17 protein-coding genes are annotated in these 19,474 nt (G+C 61.8%); 4 read left to right on the top strand and 13 right to left on the bottom strand.

The annotated features are described in order from the left end of the window. Positions 1-51 precede the first annotated feature (51 nt). Both LOY50_RS12855 and LOY50_RS12850 read left to right on the top strand, forming a co-directional pair. Positions 52-1,911: an ABC transporter ATP-binding protein gene (locus LOY50_RS12855; RefSeq protein ID WP_258691054.1), complete on the top strand. Its 1,860-nt coding sequence runs from the start codon at positions 52-54 to the stop codon at positions 1,909-1,911. Between the two features lie 86 nt (positions 1,912-1,997). Continuing rightward, entirely contained in the window at positions 1,998-3,398 is a 1,401-nt protein-coding gene (locus tag LOY50_RS12850) for an MATE family efflux transporter (RefSeq protein ID WP_258691053.1), read from the top strand. 313 nt (positions 3,399-3,711) lie between these two features. Here the strand turns inward: LOY50_RS12850 and LOY50_RS12845 are convergent, their stop codons facing one another. Beyond that, positions 3,712-4,053, bottom strand: a complete 342-nt coding sequence (locus LOY50_RS12845; protein WP_253474162.1) for a DUF6124 family protein — start codon at positions 4,051-4,053, stop codon at positions 3,712-3,714. 469 nt (positions 4,054-4,522) lie between these two features. Between LOY50_RS12845 and LOY50_RS12840 the strand changes: the two genes are divergently transcribed. Further along, entirely contained in the window at positions 4,523-5,416 is an 894-nt protein-coding gene (locus LOY50_RS12840; protein ID WP_258691052.1) for a LysR family transcriptional regulator, read from the top strand. On the opposite strand, the gene LOY50_RS12835 is transcribed toward LOY50_RS12840, so the two are convergent. From LOY50_RS12835 to LOY50_RS12785, 11 genes are all read right to left on the bottom strand, one after another. Next, positions 5,404-6,585 (bottom strand): carboxymuconolactone decarboxylase family protein, encoded by a 1,182-nt coding sequence (locus tag LOY50_RS12835; protein WP_258691051.1) that lies wholly within the window; start codon positions 6,583-6,585, stop codon positions 5,404-5,406. The genes LOY50_RS12840 and LOY50_RS12835 overlap by 13 nt on opposite strands. Positions 6,586-6,694: 109 nt before the next feature. After that, positions 6,695-7,213, bottom strand: coding sequence for a hypothetical protein (locus LOY50_RS12830; protein ID WP_253474153.1), 519 nt, complete (start codon positions 7,211-7,213; stop codon positions 6,695-6,697). A gap of 302 nt (positions 7,214-7,515) precedes the next feature. After that, complete coding sequence (gene metC, locus LOY50_RS12825) at positions 7,516-10,281, bottom strand: cystathionine beta-lyase (RefSeq protein ID WP_258691050.1); 2,766 nt, start codon at positions 10,279-10,281, stop codon at positions 7,516-7,518. Between the two features lie 45 nt (positions 10,282-10,326). After that, a complete protein-coding gene (locus LOY50_RS12820) occupies positions 10,327-10,926 on the bottom strand; it encodes a cysteine dioxygenase family protein (RefSeq protein ID WP_258691049.1) in 600 nt (199 codons plus the stop codon). A 27-nt stretch (positions 10,927-10,953) separates the two neighbouring features. Further along, positions 10,954-11,790 carry an amino acid ABC transporter ATP-binding protein gene (locus tag LOY50_RS12815; RefSeq protein ID WP_258691048.1) on the bottom strand — a complete coding sequence of 279 codons (837 nt, stop codon included), beginning with the start codon at positions 11,788-11,790 and terminating at the stop codon, positions 10,954-10,956. Then, the gene (locus LOY50_RS12810; protein ID WP_258691047.1) at positions 11,777-12,565 is read right to left on the bottom strand and encodes an amino acid ABC transporter permease; all 789 of its coding nucleotides are present in this window, start codon (positions 12,563-12,565) and stop codon (positions 11,777-11,779) included. Before LOY50_RS12810 ends, LOY50_RS12815 begins: the two co-directional genes overlap by 14 nt. Further along, positions 12,555-13,289 carry an amino acid ABC transporter permease gene (locus tag LOY50_RS12805; protein WP_258691046.1) on the bottom strand — a complete coding sequence of 245 codons (735 nt, stop codon included), beginning with the start codon at positions 13,287-13,289 and terminating at the stop codon, positions 12,555-12,557. The genes LOY50_RS12810 and LOY50_RS12805 overlap by 11 nt, the downstream gene beginning before the upstream one ends. Further along, positions 13,286-14,497, bottom strand: coding sequence for an aminotransferase class I/II-fold pyridoxal phosphate-dependent enzyme (locus tag LOY50_RS12800; RefSeq protein WP_258691045.1), 1,212 nt, complete (start codon positions 14,495-14,497; stop codon positions 13,286-13,288). Before LOY50_RS12800 ends, LOY50_RS12805 begins: the two co-directional genes overlap by 4 nt. Further along, a complete protein-coding gene (locus LOY50_RS12795) occupies positions 14,494-15,918 on the bottom strand; it encodes an FAD-binding oxidoreductase (RefSeq protein ID WP_258691044.1) in 1,425 nt (474 codons plus the stop codon). Before LOY50_RS12795 ends, LOY50_RS12800 begins: the two co-directional genes overlap by 4 nt. Further along, a complete protein-coding gene (locus LOY50_RS12790) occupies positions 15,915-16,766 on the bottom strand; it encodes a transporter substrate-binding domain-containing protein (RefSeq protein ID WP_258691043.1) in 852 nt (283 codons plus the stop codon). Before LOY50_RS12790 ends, LOY50_RS12795 begins: the two co-directional genes overlap by 4 nt. Positions 16,767-16,819: 53 nt before the next feature. Then, positions 16,820-17,662, bottom strand: coding sequence for a transporter substrate-binding domain-containing protein (locus LOY50_RS12785; protein WP_258691042.1), 843 nt, complete (start codon positions 17,660-17,662; stop codon positions 16,820-16,822). A gap of 243 nt (positions 17,663-17,905) precedes the next feature. On the opposite strand from LOY50_RS12785, the gene LOY50_RS12780 reads away from it, so the two are divergent. After that, positions 17,906-18,763 (top strand): LysR substrate-binding domain-containing protein, encoded by an 858-nt coding sequence (locus LOY50_RS12780; protein WP_258691041.1) that lies wholly within the window; start codon positions 17,906-17,908, stop codon positions 18,761-18,763. 34 nt (positions 18,764-18,797) lie between these two features. On the opposite strand, the gene LOY50_RS12775 is transcribed toward LOY50_RS12780, so the two are convergent. Continuing rightward, positions 18,798-19,241 (bottom strand): HIT family protein, encoded by a 444-nt coding sequence (locus LOY50_RS12775; protein ID WP_258691040.1) that lies wholly within the window; start codon positions 19,239-19,241, stop codon positions 18,798-18,800. Positions 19,242-19,474: the final 233 nt, after the last annotated feature.

Genomic DNA, 19,474 nt, shown 5'->3' with positions numbered 1-19,474 from the left:
TAAGCCTCAAAGCCGCCGTTAAATGGCAGAATGATCGTTTCGGAGACCACCATGCTTCGCGTATTTGAACAAAGACTCGACCCCTTCCCGCCCGACGAGGTACCGCCACCACCCGAAGGCCTGGCTCGGTTCCTGTGGGCCTGCACACGGGGCGCCCGCGGCTACATCCTTGCGTTTGCGCTGCTCAGCGCCGGTGTGTCGATCTACGAAGCCTGGCTGTTTTCTTTTCTCGGTCAGGTCGTGGATCTGCTCTCGACCTGGCAGGCCGGTGGTGAGGCGGCAGCGCAGGAAAGTCGCGTGCTGTGGGGCATGGGCATCGTCATGGTGGCCAGCATCGGGCTGGTGGCGTTGCGAACCATGGTGCAGCACCAGGTATTGGCGATCAATTTGCCGTTGCGGCTGCGTTGGGACTTCCACCGCCTGATGCTGCGGCAAAGCCTGTCGTTTTTTTCCGATGAGTTCTCCGGCCGGGTCACCACCAAGGTGATGCAAACTGCGCTGGCCGTGCGCGACGTGCTGTTCACGCTGATCGAGATCGCACCCGGAATCGGTGTGTATTTCATCGCGATCATCGCACTGGCCGGCGGCTTCGCCCTGAAGCTGATGCTGCCTTTCCTGGCCTGGATCGTGTTGTTCGGGCTGGCGATGCTCTACTTCGTGCCCCGTTTGGGCAAAGTCGGACAGGAACAGGCCCATGCCCGCTCTTCGATGACCGGACGTATCTCGGACGCCTACACCAACATCACGACCGTGAAGCTGTTCTCCCATTCCAATCGTGAAGCGCACTTCGCGCGCGCGGCCATGGAGGATTTCAAACAGACCGGCTTTCGCCAGATGCGCCTGGTCAGCCAATTCGAGATCGTCAACCAAGCGTTGGTGGTGGGCTTGATCATGGCCGCAGGCGGTTATGCGCTTTGGCTGTGGCATCAGGGTGACGTCGGCGCCGGCGCGGTGGCGGCGATCACCGCCATGGCGTTGCGTATCAATGGCATGTCGCACTGGATCATGTGGCAAATGACCTCCCTGTTCGAAAGCATCGGCACGGTGCAGGATGGCATGGCCACCCTCACCCGCGGCCCCAAGGTGCAGGACGCGCCGGACGCCGGGGTGCTGGTGACCTCTGGCGGAGCGGTCACCTTCGACAAGGTGAGCTTCAACTACAACGGTGAACGCCAGGTGCTCGATGGCTTGAGCCTGAACATTCGCCCGGGCGAAAAAATCGGCCTGGTGGGCCGCTCCGGCGCGGGCAAATCCACACTCATCAACTTGCTGCTGCGCTTCTATGATGTCGACAGCGGGCAGATTCGCATTGACGGGCAAGACATTGCGCACGTGACGCAGGACAGCCTGCGCAGCGCCATCGGCATGGTCACCCAGGATACGTCCCTGCTGCATCGCTCCATTCGCGACAACATCGCCTACGGCCGCCCCGATGCAAGCGACACGCAAATCCGCCGTGCCGCGGCCAATGCCCAGGCCGATGAGTTCATCAGCCAACTGAGCGACCGCCAAGGTCACTCCGGCTACGACACCCTGGTGGGCGAGCGCGGCATCAAGCTGTCGGGCGGCCAGCGCCAGCGCATCGCGATTGCTCGAGTGATGCTCAAGAACGCTCCGATCCTGCTCCTCGACGAGGCGACCAGCGCGCTGGATTCGGAAGTCGAAGTGGCCATCCAGGAAAGCCTCGATGAAATGATGCAGGGCAAAACCGTCATCGCCATTGCTCATCGACTGTCGACGATTGCGGCGATGGATCGACTGATTGTCATGGATGATGGGCGCATTATTGAACAGGGTACCCACGCTGAATTGCTCGCCAAGAACGGTATTTATGCGCGGCTGTGGCACCATCAGAGTGGTGGGTTCCTGGGTGAGGATCGGTGGGTGAGCGAGGCGATGGATCAGGTGTGAGCGTGGATGGCCTGGGGTGAAACGCTATCTTTTACGCGATGCGTTGGGCGAGCATCGCGGCAGCCGCGAGACAAAGGAATGTGAATATGCGGCACTGGTTTGACGCAGGGGTGGCGAAAAGAATCGCCATCGTCTCGTTTCCGTTGATGGGGACGATGGTCGGCAATTTATTGATGATGCTTGTCGACAGGCTATGCCTGGCACACTACTCACAAGATACGCTGGCCGCCTCTGGTCCAGCAGTATTCACGAGCATGGCGATTATCGCTTTCTTCTGTAGCACCGTCGGCGTGTCACGTTCCTTTATTGCACAGGCGAATGGTCGATCGGGGCTCAGCGAGGCTTGTAATGAAGCCGCACTGGGGCTGCTCCTTGGTATTGCCTGCGGTGTCCTGCTGTTTGTCGCCGCCCCACTGATCGCGATGATTCCACAGCTCAGCTCCCGCCCACCGCAGATTGTCAGCCTCGAATCGCAGTACATGTTCTGGGCGGCGATCTTCGGTGGCGTAATGACGATCGACACGGCACTGTCCTCGTTCTTCAATGGTGTGGGTCGAACCCGCGAAACGCTCATGGTCGGCATCGTTGGTCAAGTAGTCGACTCAATCTTCACCGTCGGCCTGGTCTTCGGAAAATTCGGGCTGCCCGAAATGGGAATGGCCGGAGCCGCTATCGGTACGTTGATCGGCACTTTGTCCATGCTGACGTGCTACGCAGTAATGCTGCCTCGAGAAATCTGGCTTGAGTTGATGAACATCGTCATTGCCCGTAGCGAGCGCCTACTGCCCCGGCTGTTTTTCCGGCTGCGTAGAGGTGTTCCCAGTGGCTTATCCGCCGGGGTGGATCAGCTCGGTAACACTGCATTCATCTGGATAGTTGCCGTACTTGGCTCTAGTGCGCTAGCGGCAAACAACGTCAATCTGACGATCAATTACCTGGGCATCATCCCGATCATCGGTTTGGGTATTGGTTGCAGCATTCTGTGCGCCACTGCAGTGGGCAAGGAGCAATACACTGAGTTGGCAACGATCCTACGGGTGACCGTGACCATCGAGCTGCTCTACGTGCTGCTGGTTTCCACCGTTCAAATCACTTTGCCACAGGTCTTGCTCAAGGCTTTCGGCGACCTGGGGCACAACCCGGAGATCGTCGCCCTGGCTATCGATACACAACGCGTACTGTGGACATTCTCCGCCGCCTTTGTCTTCTCTATGACGGGTGCCGCCGTCTTGGAGAGTATTGGCATGGCCAGATTTTCGCTGGTCGTGCGCCTGGCTCTGATGTGGTTTATGAGCATTCCGTTGATCTATTACGTCGCGATGAGCAATCGCGATGCCCCGTCGTCGCTGGTGACATGCTGGGTCATCGGTTCGGTGTTCGAATTTTTGATTGGCGCAATTTATTTCTGGCGAATAGCCAAAGCCATTCGAGGGGCAGAAAACCGTCTTCACGTCGAGCCTCATCCGGCCAGTGAGAGCGCCCTATGAACCTGAAGTCATTGGTTTCGCACCTTTAGCGATCAACTGCTTTACAGGAAGTCCGGCACAACTGTCCAGACAATGCGGTGTCCTCATCGATGAAGCACAACTGCTCGAGGCCGGCGACGGCTACCTGTACCGCGCAGGGGCCCAGTGCATGGCCTAGCGGTTCTTCAGGCGCCCTTTTTTGGTGGGTGGATCAGCTATGAGCGTGGATGGCCTGGGGTGGTCTGCAAGTGGGTGTTTTGGGTCGGAAGCAGCCCTGCTTCCGACCCGATTCATCCTGGAAAAGTGTGGTCTATCCCACACCCGTCACGAACGCCTATCTAGGGTCGATGACATCCAGCGCCCGGTTTGCCAATAGCAGACCTAGTTCAATCAATTGTTGCAGCCCTAGTGCAACATGCCGTCGAGAATCCTCCAGGTCGAACGCCAAATCGCCGGCCATGGCATTGGCGGAGGCTAACGTTTCGCTGAGGTTGGCCAACAGGCTTTCAGCATCGACGCCCTCCACGACGGTGAATAGCTGGTCCGGAGGTGGCTTCTTGTCAGGCTGGGCGGGTTTGGGGTTCAGATAGGAATCGATGACACGTTCGGCGTTGGCGTCGGCCGCGATGTCCAGGTGCAGCGGTGGAACGGGTGGGTCGGGGATGAGTTTGTCCATGGAATGCTCCTAACGTAAGTGGGAGCCGCCACGTTTGCTGCTAAACGAGAGGGTGGCAGCCGTGCGCAGGTTAGCAGACCGGTACGTTAGGAAACCGGCGCACCCGAGGATGCCCTGCGCACAGCCGCCATAAGAATTCGAGCAATAAAAATGCCCGCACTGAAGGCAGTTGCCGTGCGCCTAACGTGATTCCGAGCTGCTAAACCCGACCGCTGAATGGCAGCGGTGGACAAAGACTAGGCACCGGAATCAGCAGGCGCAAGAGGCTGGAATTTTCTAGGAAATGTCCTGCAAGTCAATGGGGAATATTCGTTCCGTCGATTCCTACGACAAGCTCGTTCAACCATTCCACCACCGAAGCGCTGCGCCGCGCGATGGGTGCGACGTGATTGGAAGACCACAACCATGGCTCAGCCAATTAATCCGGCAGATGCCATAATCCCTCCCTGCTCATACCTGAGACGGATCAATGACCACCGAACGCTACGACCAACTCGCCATCTTCGCCGCCGTCGCCCAGGAGCGCAGCTTCACCCGCGCAGCGGCCAAGCTGGGCATGTCGCAACCGGCGCTGAGCCGGGCGATGCGTCAGTTGGAGGAGCGGCTGGGGGTCAGGTTGTTGTCGCGAACCACTCGCAGTGTCGCCCCGACCGAAGCAGGAGAACACCTGCTGCGGGTGGTCGCGCCGCGGTTCGAAGAGATCGATAACGAGATGGCGATGCTCAGTGAGTTTCGCGATAAGCCGGCGGGTAAGCTGCGCATCACTGCCGGTGAGCACTCCGCGATCACGATCCTGCAATCCGTTCTTGCCAGGCTGCTACCTGATCATCCCGACCTCAACATCGAAATCATCGTCGACTACGGCTTTACCGATATCGTCGCGGAGGGTTTCGACGCCGGTGTGCGGCTGGGTCCGCAGGTGGCCAAGGACATGATTGCCCTGCGTATCGGCCCTGACATGCGCATGGCGGTGGTGGGCTCGCCCGCGTATTTCGCCCGGCATGCCAAGCCGGTCATTCCAGATGACCTCACGGCGCACAATTGCATCAACCTGCGCATGCCGACCCATGGCGGCCTCTACGTCTGGGAGTTCGAGAAAAACGGACAGGAACTGAAAGTCCGGGTGGAAGGCCAGTTGGTGTTCAACACCATCGCGATGCGCCTGGAGGCTGCGCTGCAAGGCTTGGGGTTGGCCTTCATGCCGGAGGATCTGGTGCAGGACGCCGTCGCGCAAGGCCGGTTGATTCGGGTGCTGGAAGATTGGTGCGAGCCGTTTTCCGGCTACCACCTCTACTATCCCAGTCGCCGCCAAAGTTTACCGGCCTTCACGCTGCTGCGCGAAGCCTTGCGCTACGAGGGTTGACTGGCCTCAACGGTGTCCAATGCTTCACTGGCACGCTTGGCCGCCGCGGCGTCGCCCTGCTCGCCCAGTAGCTGGATCAGTTGCCGCAGTTGCGCAGCGCTCAGGCCGACGCGCAGGCTGGCGGCCATGTGCGAGCGCAGTTGTGACTCCACGCCGGGGGTGACCGCCAGCGCGGCGACTGTCGCCAGCTCACGGCTTTGCCAGTCCAGGTTGTCACGCTCGAAAATGTCGCCGAACAGGTGCGTCTGCAAGTACTGGTTGATGACCGGGACGAAGTCGAACAACGGTCCCTGGACGGGCGCACCGGCAATGCGCGTCTGATTGGCCCTGCCCGCCGCCAGCAGCGCATCGCCGGTAGGAATCAGGCGAGCGGGCTCGCGCCCCGGGTTGTCCTGGACGCCGCGTTGCTTGCGCGCCTCCACCACTTTCATCAATTCGCCGAGGGCGTTGAGGCTGCGGGGAAAGCCGCTGTAGGCGTAAAGCTGCACCAGGATTTCCTTCGCCTCGCTGACAGTGAGGCCGGCATCCAGCCCTTGATTCAAGGCAGTATTGAGGCCGGGCATATTGCTCGTCGCCATGGCAGCGGCAATGAGCGGGATGGCTTGCTGCTTGGTCGATAGGGTTTGCGAAACCGCCACGGCCTCCGGCTTGGCCGATGGCGTCGACACGCCAGCGGCGCCGTATTGTTCTTCGCTGACCTTCTCCAGCCACTCCACGTTTTTGCCCTCCACCGTGCCCGTCACGGCCAGGTGGGTCATGGCGCTCGTCGGCGCGGCGCCATGCCAGTGCTTGACGCCTGGCGGGCAGACAATCACGTCGCCCGGGAGAATCTGCTGCACGGGCTTGCCCCATTCCTGCGTCAGGCCGACACCGGAAACCACCACCAAGCGCTGCCCGGCGGGATGGGTGTGCCAGGCCGAACGCGCGCCCGGTTCGAAGCTGACGTAGGCGCCGGAGGCATTGATTTCATCGGTTGCCAGGAACAGCGGATCGACCCGCACGCGCCCGGTGAAAGAGTCCGCCGGGCCTGCGACCGACGCTTGGCTGCCGGCCCGACTAATCTGTTGCGAAGTCCGGGACGCGCTGGTGCTTTCTGTACTGGCGGCGTCGACAAAAGGCGCCGCCGCGCATAGCGCAAAACAAAGGCTACCGGTTGAACGCAGAGTCATTTGGCTTTCCTCTCGATTGATATCGTAGAGAAACAAATTAACCTTGCCGCATTAATCGATAAACCATGCCAATTACATAGCACTCATATCGCAATCACATAAATCCGACTTACTTGATCTCAACCAACCGCACTGCCTGTGATCCGTCCAGCGACAGGTGAATCACCGCGGCTTTGCTTGGGAAGTTCGGCGCGTCCTCGTCGGTATTCTCCATCACGGGAATGTCGATCAGGGTCTGCTCACCGGTCGGATCGCTGACCAGCTTGGCATCCAGTTTGTCGATGGCACGCCAGCTGTCGCCACCGATGCGCATCACGTCCAACAGACTGTAATGCGGCACGCCCTCCTCGTTCTCTTCGGGCGTAAAGGCCGCCAGGTATTGGCTGTAGTTGTTGCCCATACCGAAACCCTCGACGGTAAAGACCGCAAGGGTGACCTGGCTGTCCTCGCCGGTGTCCAGCGTCTGCACCAGCGTCGCTTCAGGATAGCCGGTGGCATAGCTGTCCTTGATGAGCGCTACCAAGTGCCCGATCTGTACTTCCAGGGCTTTCGGAACGGGTTTCGATTCAGCGGCGTGAGCCAGGGTGCAGGTGAAAAACAAGGCGGCGGTCAGCAGGCGCAATTTCATGAAAGTGAGGTCCGGGGGTATTGGGAGATCAGCGCGCAATGGTAGCGGTTGGCCAGGGATTTGGTAGCCCATTGTTGATAGGTTTTGTGGTGGGGTGCACAACCTTGCTCGCGAAAGCGCTGGGTCAGTGGGCATTGAGGTTGGATGTATTGCCGCCATCGCGAGCAAGCTCGCTCCCACACAGGGTCCCGGGACAACCGCCATTTTCCCTATCCACCCGAAATCCCTGTGGGAGCGAGCTTGCTCGCGATGGCGGTGGGTCAGTTCGCAATCGATGTTGGATGCCTTACCACCACGGTGCTTCAAGTCATCGATGCTCTGGCAGCAGCCTGTGCAAACCCCCGCCGCAGGTCCTCAACCAACACATCGACATCCTCCAACCCCACATGCAAACGCACCACCGGATTCAACGCCCGATCCTCGGCACTTTGCCGGTCCTTGGTATCAGCGACGGTCACCAAACTCTCGAACCCACCCCAGGATGCACCCAACCCGAACACCTGTAATGCGTCGATGAATCGCTCCAGGTAGGCGTCGTCATTTTCGCGTAGTTCAAAGGAAAGCAACCCATTGCTACCCTTGAAATCCCGCTGCCACAGCGCATGACGGGGATGCTCGGGCAGTGCCGGATGGAAGACCTGTTTCACCTGCGGCTGCGCCTGCAGCCAACGGGCGATTTCCAGTGCCTGGCGCTCATGCGTGTCCAGGCGTGGCGCGAGGGTGCGGGCGCCGCGCAGGACCAGGTAGGCGTCGTCGGGGCTGACGGTGTTGCCGAAGGTGTCGCTCATGGCCGCCAGTGCCGGCCAAGCCTGCTGCCGAGTGCACACACTGCCCATGACCACGTCGCTGTGTCCGCTCAGGTATTTGGTCAGGGCCATGATCGAGATGTCGGCGCCCAATGTCAGCGGCCGGTACAGCACGCCCGAACCCCAGGTATTGTCCACTGCCAGCAGGATGCCCCGCGGCTTGCACAGTGCGGCGATAGCTGGCAAGTCGCAGAGCTCGTACAGCAATGAACCGGGCACTTCGGTGTAGACCATTTTGGTGTTGGCTTGCAGCCGTCCGGGCAGGTCGCTGCCGTCGGGGGCGAAGTAGCCGACTTGTATGCCGAAGGCTTCGAGGAAGTCCCGGGCCACACGCCGTACCGGGGCATACACCGCATCGGTGATCAGCACATGATCGCCAGGCCGCAGGTAGGCCAGGAAGGTTTGCGCCACGGCAGCCAACCCGGTGCCAAACAGCCGAGTGCGATAGCCACCTTCCAGCTCAGTGACGAGGTCTTCCAGGGCGAAGGCCGTCGGATTGCCCCGGGCGCCATAACTCAGGACTCGCTCGCTGTCGCGCCGGGAGCGGGCGTCACGCATCTGTGCCAGGTTGTCGAACAGCACCGTGCTCAGGCGGCTGACCGGTACGTTGACGGCCCTGGCACCGGCGCCCTTTCCGGTGCGCGCGCCATGGACCAGACGGGTGCGCAGTCGCTCTTCGACAGTGCTTTGAAGCGTTCCGTGCAGTGGCTTGAGGCTGGCGATTTCCTCGTCGTTCATTTGCGCCAACAAGCCGATTTCCCAAGCCAGGTATTGGCGCGCCGCGTCCTTGTTGCCAGCGTGGCGGTCGTGAGTGAAGAACAGGAAATCGATGCACTGTGCATCCGGCAATGTGGCGGCGCCTTCTTGCAGCGCAAGGCCTGCCGAGCGCCAGGCATCTGGACCGCCGTCCAGCAAACGGACCTCAGCGTGAGGCAACTCCAGGGCCGCCAGGGCCGCGAGTCGGGGATCATCGGCCACCAACACCAGCGGCCGCTGCTCCCCCGCCACCGCACGGGCCAATAGCGGCCGGATCGACCAGCGCGCCCCGGCAATATGCCCCTTGCGATACGCCCTGCTCGAACGCAGGTCGATCAATGTCACCGCGTCATCCTTCAGGGCATCGGCCAAGGCCCGTACGCTGATCAGCGGCAGTTCTTCGGGTGTGACGATTGCTGGAACCGGTAGTGCCAAGCCACTGCTCAACCCACCCGACAAGACAAAAGCCTCATGCCCCAACTGCCGCAGCCAACTGGCGATGATCGGTGCGCGAACGCCGTCGTTGTCAAACAACACCACCCGCGCCTGACGCACGCCAACATACAGGTCGGTGGATTGAATCAACTGTCCGCCCGGCGTGTGCTGCGCTCCCGGCAGCGTGCCGGCGGCAAACTCCTCGGCGGTGCGCACGTCGCAGAGAAACAGACTGCGCCCAGTGTCCGCTGCCCACTGCTCGACCTGGGCAGCCTCGACGGTAGGCACACCGGCCCGTTCGGCCAGTCGTGTCGCCGCCAAACGCTGCCCCGGCAGCGTACTGCTCGATACCTGGTCGGCATAGCGACGCTCGCTGCCATGCTCCAGTTGCAGATCCTCCAGGTCCCAGCCTTGCGTGCCGTTTTCCAAGGCATAGATCGGGTTTTTCAAGCCCAGGTCGATCAGCGTCTGGGCGCCGATGATGCTGCGGGTCCGGCCGGCGCAATTGACCACGATCGGCGTCTGCTCGTCCGGCACCAGGTCGTGCACGCGGTAGCCCAGCTCGCCATTGGGGCAACAGATCGAACCGGGAATGGTCATCTTGCGATACTCCTCCAACGGTCGGCCGTCGAGTATCACCAGCGGTTCACCCTGAGCCTGCCATTGCGCCAGTTGGCGCGCGCTGACGTGAGGCGTGTGCCGGACTGCCTCCACCTGTTCGCCAAAGGCCTTGGACGGCACGTGCACACCGGCAAACAGCTGATAGCCGGCGGCCTGCCAACCATCGGCGCCGCCCTCCAGGATGTGCACATTGGCGTAGCCCAACGCTTGCAGGCGTTGCGCCGCACGTGCCGCCAGGCCTGCGCCATCCTGGTCATGGAGCACCAACCGCACTTGGCGGTTCGGCGCCAGCCGCCGCGCTTCCGACTCCAAACGGCTATAGGGCAGGTTCACCCCGAAAAACAGATGGGCTTCGCCATACTGGCCGTGCTCGCGTACATCAAACAGGGCGATTTCCTGCCCGTCGAACAACCACTGCTGCAACTGCTGGGGCGTTAGGGTCTGGCTCATGGGAGTCCCGCTGGAAAAATGGAATGACTGGAACGCGAGGTGACGTCAGTGGGCGTAGGCCTTGATCGACGGCGCCATTTGCGAGGCGTTGTAATTGAGGATGCGCCCGTCGGTTTCGACGCCGTAACGGCCGTTGAGCGATTCCAGCGGCAAGCCATAGAGATGCAAATGCAGGGTCGGTTGCTCGCCTGCGACCCGAATGCCATGCAGGTCGTCACCCAGGAACGCGATGGACGTACCGGGCTGCACCACCACTTCTTTTTCCAGGTGCAACGTGGTGTAGCCAGGTTCGCGACCTTCATCGTCGCGGGTGTAGACGTAGTTGATTTCCTGGCCTTCGACGGCGCTGATGATCGCCCAGGTTTCGTGGTTGTGAGGCAGCGTGCTTTTGCCCGGCAACAGCGAGTTCAGATACAGCGTCGGGGTGTCGCCGTCGTCATTGAGGCGATAGCGAAACGCAGTGCTGCCCTGCCCCGGCACGGGTGCGGGGAAGGTGTCGAAGTTGAACAGGTCGCGGCGCTCGGCCAGGCCTTCCAGCAGGGCGACGATCTCCGTCAGGGCGGCGCGGTCGACACCGCGCTGGTGGATGACGCGCACTTTCTGCAGGAAGTCTTCGATGACATCTGGGCGGTTGAAAATACTCATGAGGCGGGCTCCATTTTTTACAAAAAGTCAGACGGACAGGCTGTAGCGACTCAGGTTGCTCAACAGGTAAGGATCATCGGCGATGGGCGGCCGTCGCCCCGGGTCACCCAAGGCATGACGCAGAAACTCCCGGGTGCGCTCGCTGGTGGGGTGCTGGAAAATCCGCGCGGCGCTACCGTGCTCGACGATCACGCCGTTTTCGGTGAAATAGACGACATCGCTGATCTCCTCGGCGAAGCGCATTTCATGGGTGACCAGTACGCAGGTCATGCCCTCTTCGGTCAGCTCGCGAATCACCGTCAGCACCTCGCCAACGGTTTCCGGATCCAGGGCCGAGGTCACTTCATCGAACAGGATCAGCTCCGGACGCATCGCTAGGGCGCGGGCAATCGCCACCCGTTGTTGCTGGCCGCCGGAGAGCTGCCCCGGGTAGGCGTCAGCCTTGTGCTCCATGCGCACCTTGGCGAGCAAGGCTCGGGCGTCTTTTTCGGCGGCGGCCCGATTGCGGCCCAGGACCTTGCGCGGCGCAATCACCAGGTTCTCCAAGACCGACAGATGCGGGAACAGGTTGTACTGCTGGAACACAAACCCGACGCGCTTGCGCAGTTCGATACGCTGGGCTTCCTGAGCCAGCGCGTGAACCTCGGTGGCACCGACGCGGATACTGCCCCGCTGGGGCTGCAACAGGCCGGTGATGCAGCGCAGGATCGTCGACTTGCCCGAGCCGGACGGGCCGATGATCGACACGGCCTCGCCACGGCGCACATCCAGGTCAATGCCCTTGAGCACCGGGTTGCTGCCGAACGACAGGTGCAGGTCGCGCAGGCTGACCAGGGGTTCGGCGACGGTTTCAATAGAAGGCATAACGTCGCTCCAGGTATTGGGTAAGACGGGAAATCGGGTAGCAATAGGCAAAGAACAGCACCAGCAGGCTCAGGTAGATCACCACGGTGAAGCCGGTCAGGTTCACGGTGTTGCTGGCGATCTGCGCGGTGTCGATCACATCATGCACGCCCACCAGGGACGCCAGCTCGGTGCCCATGGTGATCACCGCGTAGAGGTTCATCCATGGCGGCAACATGCGCTTGAAGCACTGCGGCAGGATGATCGAGCGGAAAATCTGCCCACGGGTGAACGCCAGGGACCGCGCTGCCTCCCATTGGGTGCTGGGGATCGAGGCGATAGCACCACGAAAGACTTCCGCGACATTGGCGCTGGCCGGCAAGGCCAGGCCAAGGGTGACCTTGACCCAATCGGGGAACGCGACATAGGCACTGCCGATACGAATCTCGAACGGGAACACATACGTGGTGAAATAGATCAGCACCAGCCAGGGCGCGTTGCGGAATATCTGCACCCAGATCCGCGCCGGCCAGCGCAGCAGGCGCAGGGGCGACAGCACCATCGCGCCGACCAACAGCCCCGCGACAGAACCCAGCCCAATGGCCAGCAGGCTGATGAGAATGTTCTGGCCGAACCCTGCGGCCAAGGCCGGCGACCATTGCAGCAAGGCCTTGAGCACCGGGCTGTGCGGGGCGAAATACACCAGCCAGGACAGCGCCCCCACCCCCAGCAGCACTTTACCGAAATGTCGACGCGGCCAAGTCAGCGGCGCGATAACGGACGAATCAATGGCCATAGCCGGGCATCCTCAGGCGCGCTTCGAGGTAGCGCCCCACGCAATTGACGGTGAAACTCAACAGGCCGAAAAAAGCCAGGATCAGGATCATCAGCTCCAGCACGTTATCGCTCTGGGTCCAGATCATGATGGCCGCGTAGGTGATGTCGCCCACGGCGATGGCCGAGGCCACCGCGGTCATCTTCACCAGGTCGATCAGGTTGTTGATCAGCGACGGCAAGGCAAAACGCAGGGCCAGGGGCAGTTGCACGTTCCATAACAATTGGCGGTTGTTGAAGGCCAGCGAACTGGCCGCCTCCAGGGTCACCGCGGGAACCGCTTCAATACCGGCCCGCAGCGCCTCGGCATGGAACGCACCCTTGTGCAGCGAGATCACGATCACCACCCAGGCGAAGGGTGTCAGTGGGTTGGCCGCGCCGACGGCCTCGGTCAGCAACATGTTCAGCACCAGGAAGGCGCAATACAGCTGCACCAGGGTTGGCGTGTTGCGAGTGACTTCGACAAACACCCGCGCAGGCCTGGCGAGCCAGGGCTTGCCTGAGGTCAACAGCGCCGCCAGACCGACCCCCGCCAGCAGGCTGCCGACGATGGTCAGCAGGCACAACAGCACCGTGGTCAACGCGCCCTGCTCCAATGTGCCGCGCTGATAGGCATCGAGCAAAAAGTTGTAGTTGAGGCCGAGCCCGGCGCTCCAATGGACGAATTGTTCCAGCCAATGGCTCATGGCTCGCCCCTCAATTGCCCGCAGGCGAAAGCAATACGACGGCCCGCTTCGGCGACGGTTTCGGTCGCCGTGGCGATGGACAGGCGAAACCACGGCGACAAGCCATAGGCACTGCCCGCGACGCCAGCGACACCCTCGTCCAGCAGGTACGCAACGACATCGGCATCGTGCTCCAGCCGCTGACCGTCCGGGCGATAACGCCCCAACAACCCGGCACAGCACACAAACACGAAAAAACCGCCTTGAGGCTCGAGGACTTCAAGGCCCTCGATATTGCGTAATGCGCTCACCAGCACATCACGGCGCTGACGATAGGCCGCGACCTGTTCCGGGAGGAAATCCAGCCCACCCTCGAACGCCGCCAACGCCGCTGCCTGGCCGACCGAGGAAGCTCCGGAGGTGGATTGCGATTGCACCACGGTCATGGCATCGGTCAGCGCCTGCGGCCCGGCACCGAAACCGACGCGCCAGCCGGTCATGGCATAGGTCTTCGATACCCCGCCCACCAACAAGCAGCGTGCTTGCAAATCCGGCGCGACGTTGAGCAGGCTCTGGGCCGCACGCCCGTCGAAACGAATGTGCTCGTAGAGTTCATCCAGCAGAATCAGCACGTGGGGATGGCGCCGCAACACCTGGGCCAAGCCTTGCAGTTCGGCCTCGCTGTACACCGCGCCACTGGGGTTGCCGGGGCTGTTGAGGATCAGCCAGCGCGTGCGCTCACCGATGTGTTGCTCAAGCTGTTGCGGCGTGAGCTTGCAGCCCTGCTCCAACCCGCACTCGATGAACACCGGCTCACCACCGTTGAAGCGCACGCTGTCCGGGAAGGACGGCCAGTACGGCGTCGGCACCAACACTTCGTCGCCGTCATCGAGGGTGGCGGCGAAGGCATTGAAGATGATCTGTTTCGCACCGTTGGCAATCACGATGGACTCCAGCGGATAGCCCAACTGGTTTTCCGTGCGCAGCTTGCGTTGCACGGCCACACGCAAGGCCTTCACGCCCGGCGTCGGCGTGTACTTGGTGGCGCCAGCGGCAATGGCGGCATAGGCGGCCTGCTTGATGTGCGCTGGCGTATCGAAATCCGGCTCGCCGGTGGTCAGGTCGAGGACGTCGCGACCGGCCTCGCGCAGGGCCGTGGCCCGGGACTTGGCGGCGGCATTGGCTGACAACGAGACCCGTTGCACGCGCTTGGACAGGTAAAGGGTCATGGCCGCGTGTTCTCCAGAACCTTGCCCGGGTTGAGCAGGTTGCGCGGATCAAGCGCCTGCTTGATCCGCCGCATCAGATCCAGTTCCACCGCACTTTTGTAGCGCCCCAGTACATTCACCTTGCGCTGGCCGATACCGTGTTCGGCACTGATCGAGCCACCGTGGGCATGGGCACTGTCGTGGACTAGCTGGCTGAGCGCCGCGTAATGGGCCATGTGCGCATCAACCGTGGAGTCCAGCGGATGGGCAACGTTGTAATGCAGGTTGCCGTCGCCCAGGTGTCCGAAGGTGTAGTGCCGTACGCCGGGGAAATGCTCTTGCAGCAGCGCATCGGTATGGGCAACGAACGCCACGACCTGGGAAATCGGCACCGAGATGTCATGTTTCATGTTTCGACCGGCGCGCTTTTGCGCATCGCTCATGTTTTCGCGCAACTGCCAGAACGCCTGGCTCTGGACGAGGTTTTCAGCGATCAGCGCATCGGCCAGCAGCTGCTGCTCGAAGGCCTCACCCAGCACCTGCTCGAAGACTTCCCGTGCATGGCTTTCGCTGTGGTTATCGGACAGTTCCAACAGCGCGAACCAAGGCCAGCGAGTGCCAGAGAAAGGTCGCGGCCCGTCGGGAAACTGCTCGTGCAATAGCGCAAGGCACTCGGCACTGAGCAACTCGAACGCCGTCAGGCTGGCACCAAAACCGGCGCGGGCGTGGGACAGCAAGGCCACTGCCTGCTCCAACGAGTCGAACGCCAGTAGCGCGGTAGCCTGGGCCTTGGGCAGTGGAAACAGCTTCAGGGTCGCAGCGGTGATAATGCCGAGGGTGCCTTCGCTGCCGATGAACAGGTCCCGCAGGTCGTAGCCGGTGTTGTCCTTGCGCAAGCCGCGCAGGCCGTTCCAGATCTCACCTTGGGCAGTCACGACTTCCAGGCCCAGGGTCAGTTCGCGGGTATTGCCATAGCGCAGCACCGCGGTGCCGCCAGCGTTGGTGCCCAGGTTGCCGCCGAGGGTGCAACTGCCTTCGGCGCCGAGGCTCAAGGGAAACAGACGTCCGGCTTCGCGGGCAACGTCCTGGACGGCTTGCAGGATGCAGCCCGCCTCGACGGTCAGGGTGTCGTTGTCGGTGTCCACGGCGCGAACCCGATTCATTCGGTCGAGCAACAGCAACACGGCGCGGCCGCTGGCGTCCGGGGTGGCGCCGCCCATCAGTCCGGTGTTGCCGCCCTGCACCACCACGGGCGTATCGGCCGCAGCGCAAGCCCGGACTACCGCAGCGACCTCTTCGGTGCTGGCCGGGTGTACGGCGGCAATCACCTGGCCGACGTAACGACCCTGCTTGTCGGTCAGGTACGGCGCGGCGTCTTCGCTGCTCTGCACATGCCTGGTGCCGACCAGTGCCTGCAATGCCACAAACAACGACTGGCTCATGGTTGCGCGGCCAAGGGGGCGGCATTGCTGTACTTGGCATGCAGATCACGCAGGGCCTGGGACGGCGCCATACCGGTGCGCTCGCCCAGTTCGATCAACCAGCCGCTGCGATGCCACTCGCGCACGATGGCATCGAGTTTTGCCTGGGTATCGTGCTCGCCCTTGCGCAGCCAGATCACCGAATTCGACGGGATCAGATCCCCCGGCAGCGGAATTTCATAGTCTGCCCATTCGGCTTCGCTCAACAGCGCATGCAGGGTCGGGCTCACATGCACCGCTGCCACGCAGCCATTGCCGCGCAACGACAACAGCGACTCGGACTGGCTGCGAAACGCCTTGATCTGCGCGCCGTAGGTTTCCTGCAGGGGCTTGATGAAGTTGCTGCCCTGGGACACGCACACCGGTTTGCCTTTTAGATCGGCCCACTGGCTGATGCCGGAGCCGTTGCGAATCAACGCCGCGCCACCGACCTCTTCATAAGGCGTCGGCACGTAATCGAGAATCTCGCCACGCTCTTCAGTGAACTGCATGTTGGCGATCAGGATGTCGACCTTGCCCTGTTGCAGGAATTGCACGCGGTTCGGCGCCAGCACCGACACCGTCTGGGCCTCCACGCCCAGCGCCTTGCCGATGCCCTGGGCCAACTCGACGTTGTAGCCCAGGTGCTCGCCGGTCTTGGGGTCAATGGTGCCGAACGGCGCACCACTGAGCATCACCCCGACGCTGATGGCATGGCGTTGCTCGATCCGGTCCAGCGTAGCATCCGCCTGGGCCAGGCTCGTAGCGCAGCCGACGGACCACGCCAGGCACAGGCTCACCAGGGTTCGTGGGGCGAAAAATGAAGTCATGGGCGATTACCTTGAGCGTCGGTCGTTGAGAGAAAAGGCAGGCGGGACGCCCCTCAGGCGCCGTTGGCCTGGAACTGTTTCTGCAACTCCACCAGGGCCGGCGACGCCGGGGTGATGCGGTTACGGGTCTGGGCGTCGATCAGCCAACCGCTGCGGTGCAACTGTTTGATGATTGGATCGAGCCTGGCCTGGGTATCGCTTTCGCCTTTGCGCGTCCAGATCACCGAGGGTGCCGGGTTCAATTCCGGGCTCAGCGCGCGGTAGCCCTGCCATTCGGCGTTGTCGGCAATCAGCGGGTTGATCAGCGTGGCGTCGTGCACCGCCGCAACGCAGTTATTGCCACGCAGTGCCAGGAGTGATTCCGAGGAGCTCTTGAAGGCCTTGATCTGGGCGCCCAACTCAGTGAGCGGCTTGATGTAGCTGCTGCCCTGGGAGGTGCACACCGGTTGATTCTTCAGGTCTTCCCAGCGGCTGATCGTGCTGTCCTTGAGTACCGCTGCGGTGCCTCCGACGCGGTAGAACGGCGTGGGCACGAACCCGAGGATTTCACCGCGCTCGGCAGTCCATTCCATATTGGCAATCAGCACATCGACTTTGCCCTGCTGCAGGAACTGCACGCGGTTGGCGGGCAATACTGGTACCAGTTGCACCTCGGCGCCCAGTTGCCGGCCCAATTCCTGGGCGAGGTCGACGTTAAACCCGCGCGGTTTTTGGCTGGCGGGGTCGATGCCGCCAAAGGGGCCACCGGACAGCAGCACTCCGACCACCAGTTCGTGGCGTTGCTCGATCTTGTCCAGGGTGGCATCGGCCCGGGCGATATTGACGGCCGACAATGAGATCAAGGCGCCCAGCATGACAGGCAGCAATCGTTTTACGGGTGAGCGCTCGAGCAACATGGATTTCCCCTCATGGATGGCCGGCGTCTCCCGGCCTGATGAGTGGGCATCCTAGGTAGCGCTTAGAGGCAAAGGAAATTCAAATATCTAATATCGTTATAACTCTCAGGGTTTTGTTTCCAGGCAAAAAACGTATAACCGCTGTTTTACTGGCCTACAGCAAACCATGAGCCGTAGACCTCCCCTCGATGCATAAAAATCTGTAATGTTTAGGTTTGCACCCTTGATATGAAGCCACCTCCAATGTCGACCCTCGATCTCGAATTGCTGCGCACCTTCATCGCCGTGGTCGATCACCACAGCTTTGCCGAAGCAGGCGCCCAACTGTCCCGCACGCAATCGTCGGTAACCCAGCACATGCAACGCCTGGAGCAGCAGGTAGGGGTGAGCCTGTTCGAAAAGCGCGGGCGACAAAAACAACTGACGGAAGCGGGCCAGCAATTGCTGCGGCATGCGCGGCAGATGCTGTCGCTCAACGATGACGCTCTCAATTCCCTGCGTGAAAGCAGCCTCAGCGGCGTGCTGCGCATCGGTTCGCCCCACGACATCGCCGACACCATCCTGCCGCCGATCCTCAGCCACATCGCCCGCTCGGCACCGCGCCTGCGCCTGGAAATCGATGTCGGGCGCAGCCCGTTCCTGATGGACGACCTGCATCGCGGCAAGGTCGACATGATCATTTCCACCCGCCAGGACCCGAGCCTTGAAGGCTTCGCCTTGCGCACCTCGCCGGTGTGGTGGATCTGTTCGGCCCAGTACCTTCACAACCCCGGCGAGCCGTTGCCGCTGATCCTCGTGGACGAGCCCAGCATCTATCGCCGCTATGCCCTCGAGGCGCTCGAACGCGCCAATATTCCCTGGCGCCAGGCCTACCTGGCCTCGAACCTGATCGGCATCAAGGCCGCGACCCGGGCGGGTTTGGGCGTCACGCCCCGCAGCATGGAAATGCTCGGTCCGGACATGCGGGTATTGGGCGAAAACGATGGTTTACCGCGGCTGCCGGACGTGACTTATCACCTGTGGATTCGGCCGAATACCGTCAACCCATTGGTGCGTCGGGCATATGAGTTGATCCGCAACAGCCAGGGGCACGGGAACTGATGCGCCGTTACCCCTGATGAGTGCTTGCCCAGCGTCAGGCTTGCGAGCGAATGCGCTCGACCAGACGCGCCTGGAGTGCTTCCAGCTCCTCGGGATCCGCCTTGCCCCTGCCATGCACACCGGGCGCCTCACCGTCCCAACGAGGAATGATGTGCATGTGAATGTGGTAGACCGTCTGCCCGGCCACAGCACCATTGAACTGCGCGACCTGGACCCCGTCCGGCTGCAATTCGTCCACGATGATCCGCGTCAGGCGCTGCACGGCAGACATCATCGCGCCCAGGACGGCGGGCTCGACCTCGAGGATATTTCGCGCCTGGGAGGCTTTGGGGATGACCAGGACATGGCCGCGCGATTGGGGGAAGAGATCCAGGAAGGCCAATACATCGGCGTCTTCGTAAATCTTGTAGCACGGCGCATCGCCGCGAAGGATCAGCGCAAAGATGTTCTGCGGATCGTAATGACCGTGGAGACTCATGATCACTCCTTGAATGGGTTTGGAGAGGTGGGTTGCCGGTAAGAGATTTAGCACAGTCCAGGGGCAACGTCTTGTCGAGGGCTGCTTGAACACCGGGACTGGGCCTGCTGGGGAGGGTGTTGGATCAGTGGGGATCGGTGCTGAATGTCGGGCCGCCATCGCGAGCAAGCTCGCTCCCACAGGGGGATGCTGGATTGATTCAGATCGTGGTCACACCCAAGATCCATTGTGGG

The sequence above is a fragment of the Pseudomonas sp. B21-010 genome, from assembly GCF_024749325.1.
GTDB classification, from domain to species: Bacteria; Pseudomonadota; Gammaproteobacteria; order Pseudomonadales; family Pseudomonadaceae; genus Aquipseudomonas; species Aquipseudomonas kilonensis.
The sequence above is the reverse complement of the archived record's forward strand: the minus strand, read 5'-3'. Positions and strand labels throughout refer to the sequence as shown.

Excerpts from the sequence above, each read along its gene's own strand:
- LOY50_RS12810 (WP_258691047.1), bottom strand. The coding sequence starts at position 12,565 with ATGGCCATTGATTCGTCCGTTATCGCGCCGCTGACTTGGCCGCGTCGA.
- LOY50_RS12805 (WP_258691046.1), bottom strand. The coding sequence starts at position 13,289 with ATGAGCCATTGGCTGGAACAATTCGTCCATTGGAGCGCCGGGCTCGGC.
- LOY50_RS12820 (WP_258691049.1), bottom strand. The coding sequence starts at position 10,926 with ATGAGTATTTTCAACCGCCCAGATGTCATCGAAGACTTCCTGCAGAAA.
- LOY50_RS12855 (WP_258691054.1), top strand. The coding sequence starts at position 52 with ATGCTTCGCGTATTTGAACAAAGACTCGACCCCTTCCCGCCCGACGAG.
- LOY50_RS12840 (WP_258691052.1), top strand. The coding sequence starts at position 4,523 with ATGACCACCGAACGCTACGACCAACTCGCCATCTTCGCCGCCGTCGCC.
- LOY50_RS12835 (WP_258691051.1), bottom strand. The coding sequence starts at position 6,585 with ATGACTCTGCGTTCAACCGGTAGCCTTTGTTTTGCGCTATGCGCGGCG.
- LOY50_RS12795 (WP_258691044.1), bottom strand. The coding sequence starts at position 15,918 with ATGAGCCAGTCGTTGTTTGTGGCATTGCAGGCACTGGTCGGCACCAGG.
- LOY50_RS12845 (WP_253474162.1), bottom strand. The coding sequence starts at position 4,053 with ATGGACAAACTCATCCCCGACCCACCCGTTCCACCGCTGCACCTGGAC.
- LOY50_RS12790 (WP_258691043.1), bottom strand. The coding sequence starts at position 16,766 with ATGACTTCATTTTTCGCCCCACGAACCCTGGTGAGCCTGTGCCTGGCG.
- metC (WP_258691050.1), bottom strand. The coding sequence starts at position 10,281 with ATGAGCCAGACCCTAACGCCCCAGCAGTTGCAGCAGTGGTTGTTCGAC.
- LOY50_RS12815 (WP_258691048.1), bottom strand. The coding sequence starts at position 11,790 with ATGCCTTCTATTGAAACCGTCGCCGAACCCCTGGTCAGCCTGCGCGAC.
- LOY50_RS12780 (WP_258691041.1), top strand. The coding sequence starts at position 17,906 with ATGTCGACCCTCGATCTCGAATTGCTGCGCACCTTCATCGCCGTGGTC.
- LOY50_RS12850 (WP_258691053.1), top strand. The coding sequence starts at position 1,998 with ATGCGGCACTGGTTTGACGCAGGGGTGGCGAAAAGAATCGCCATCGTC.
- LOY50_RS12800 (WP_258691045.1), bottom strand. The coding sequence starts at position 14,497 with ATGACCCTTTACCTGTCCAAGCGCGTGCAACGGGTCTCGTTGTCAGCC.
- LOY50_RS12775 (WP_258691040.1), bottom strand. The coding sequence starts at position 19,241 with ATGAGTCTCCACGGTCATTACGATCCGCAGAACATCTTTGCGCTGATC.
- LOY50_RS12785 (WP_258691042.1), bottom strand. The coding sequence starts at position 17,662 with ATGTTGCTCGAGCGCTCACCCGTAAAACGATTGCTGCCTGTCATGCTG.
- LOY50_RS12830 (WP_253474153.1), bottom strand. The coding sequence starts at position 7,213 with ATGAAATTGCGCCTGCTGACCGCCGCCTTGTTTTTCACCTGCACCCTG.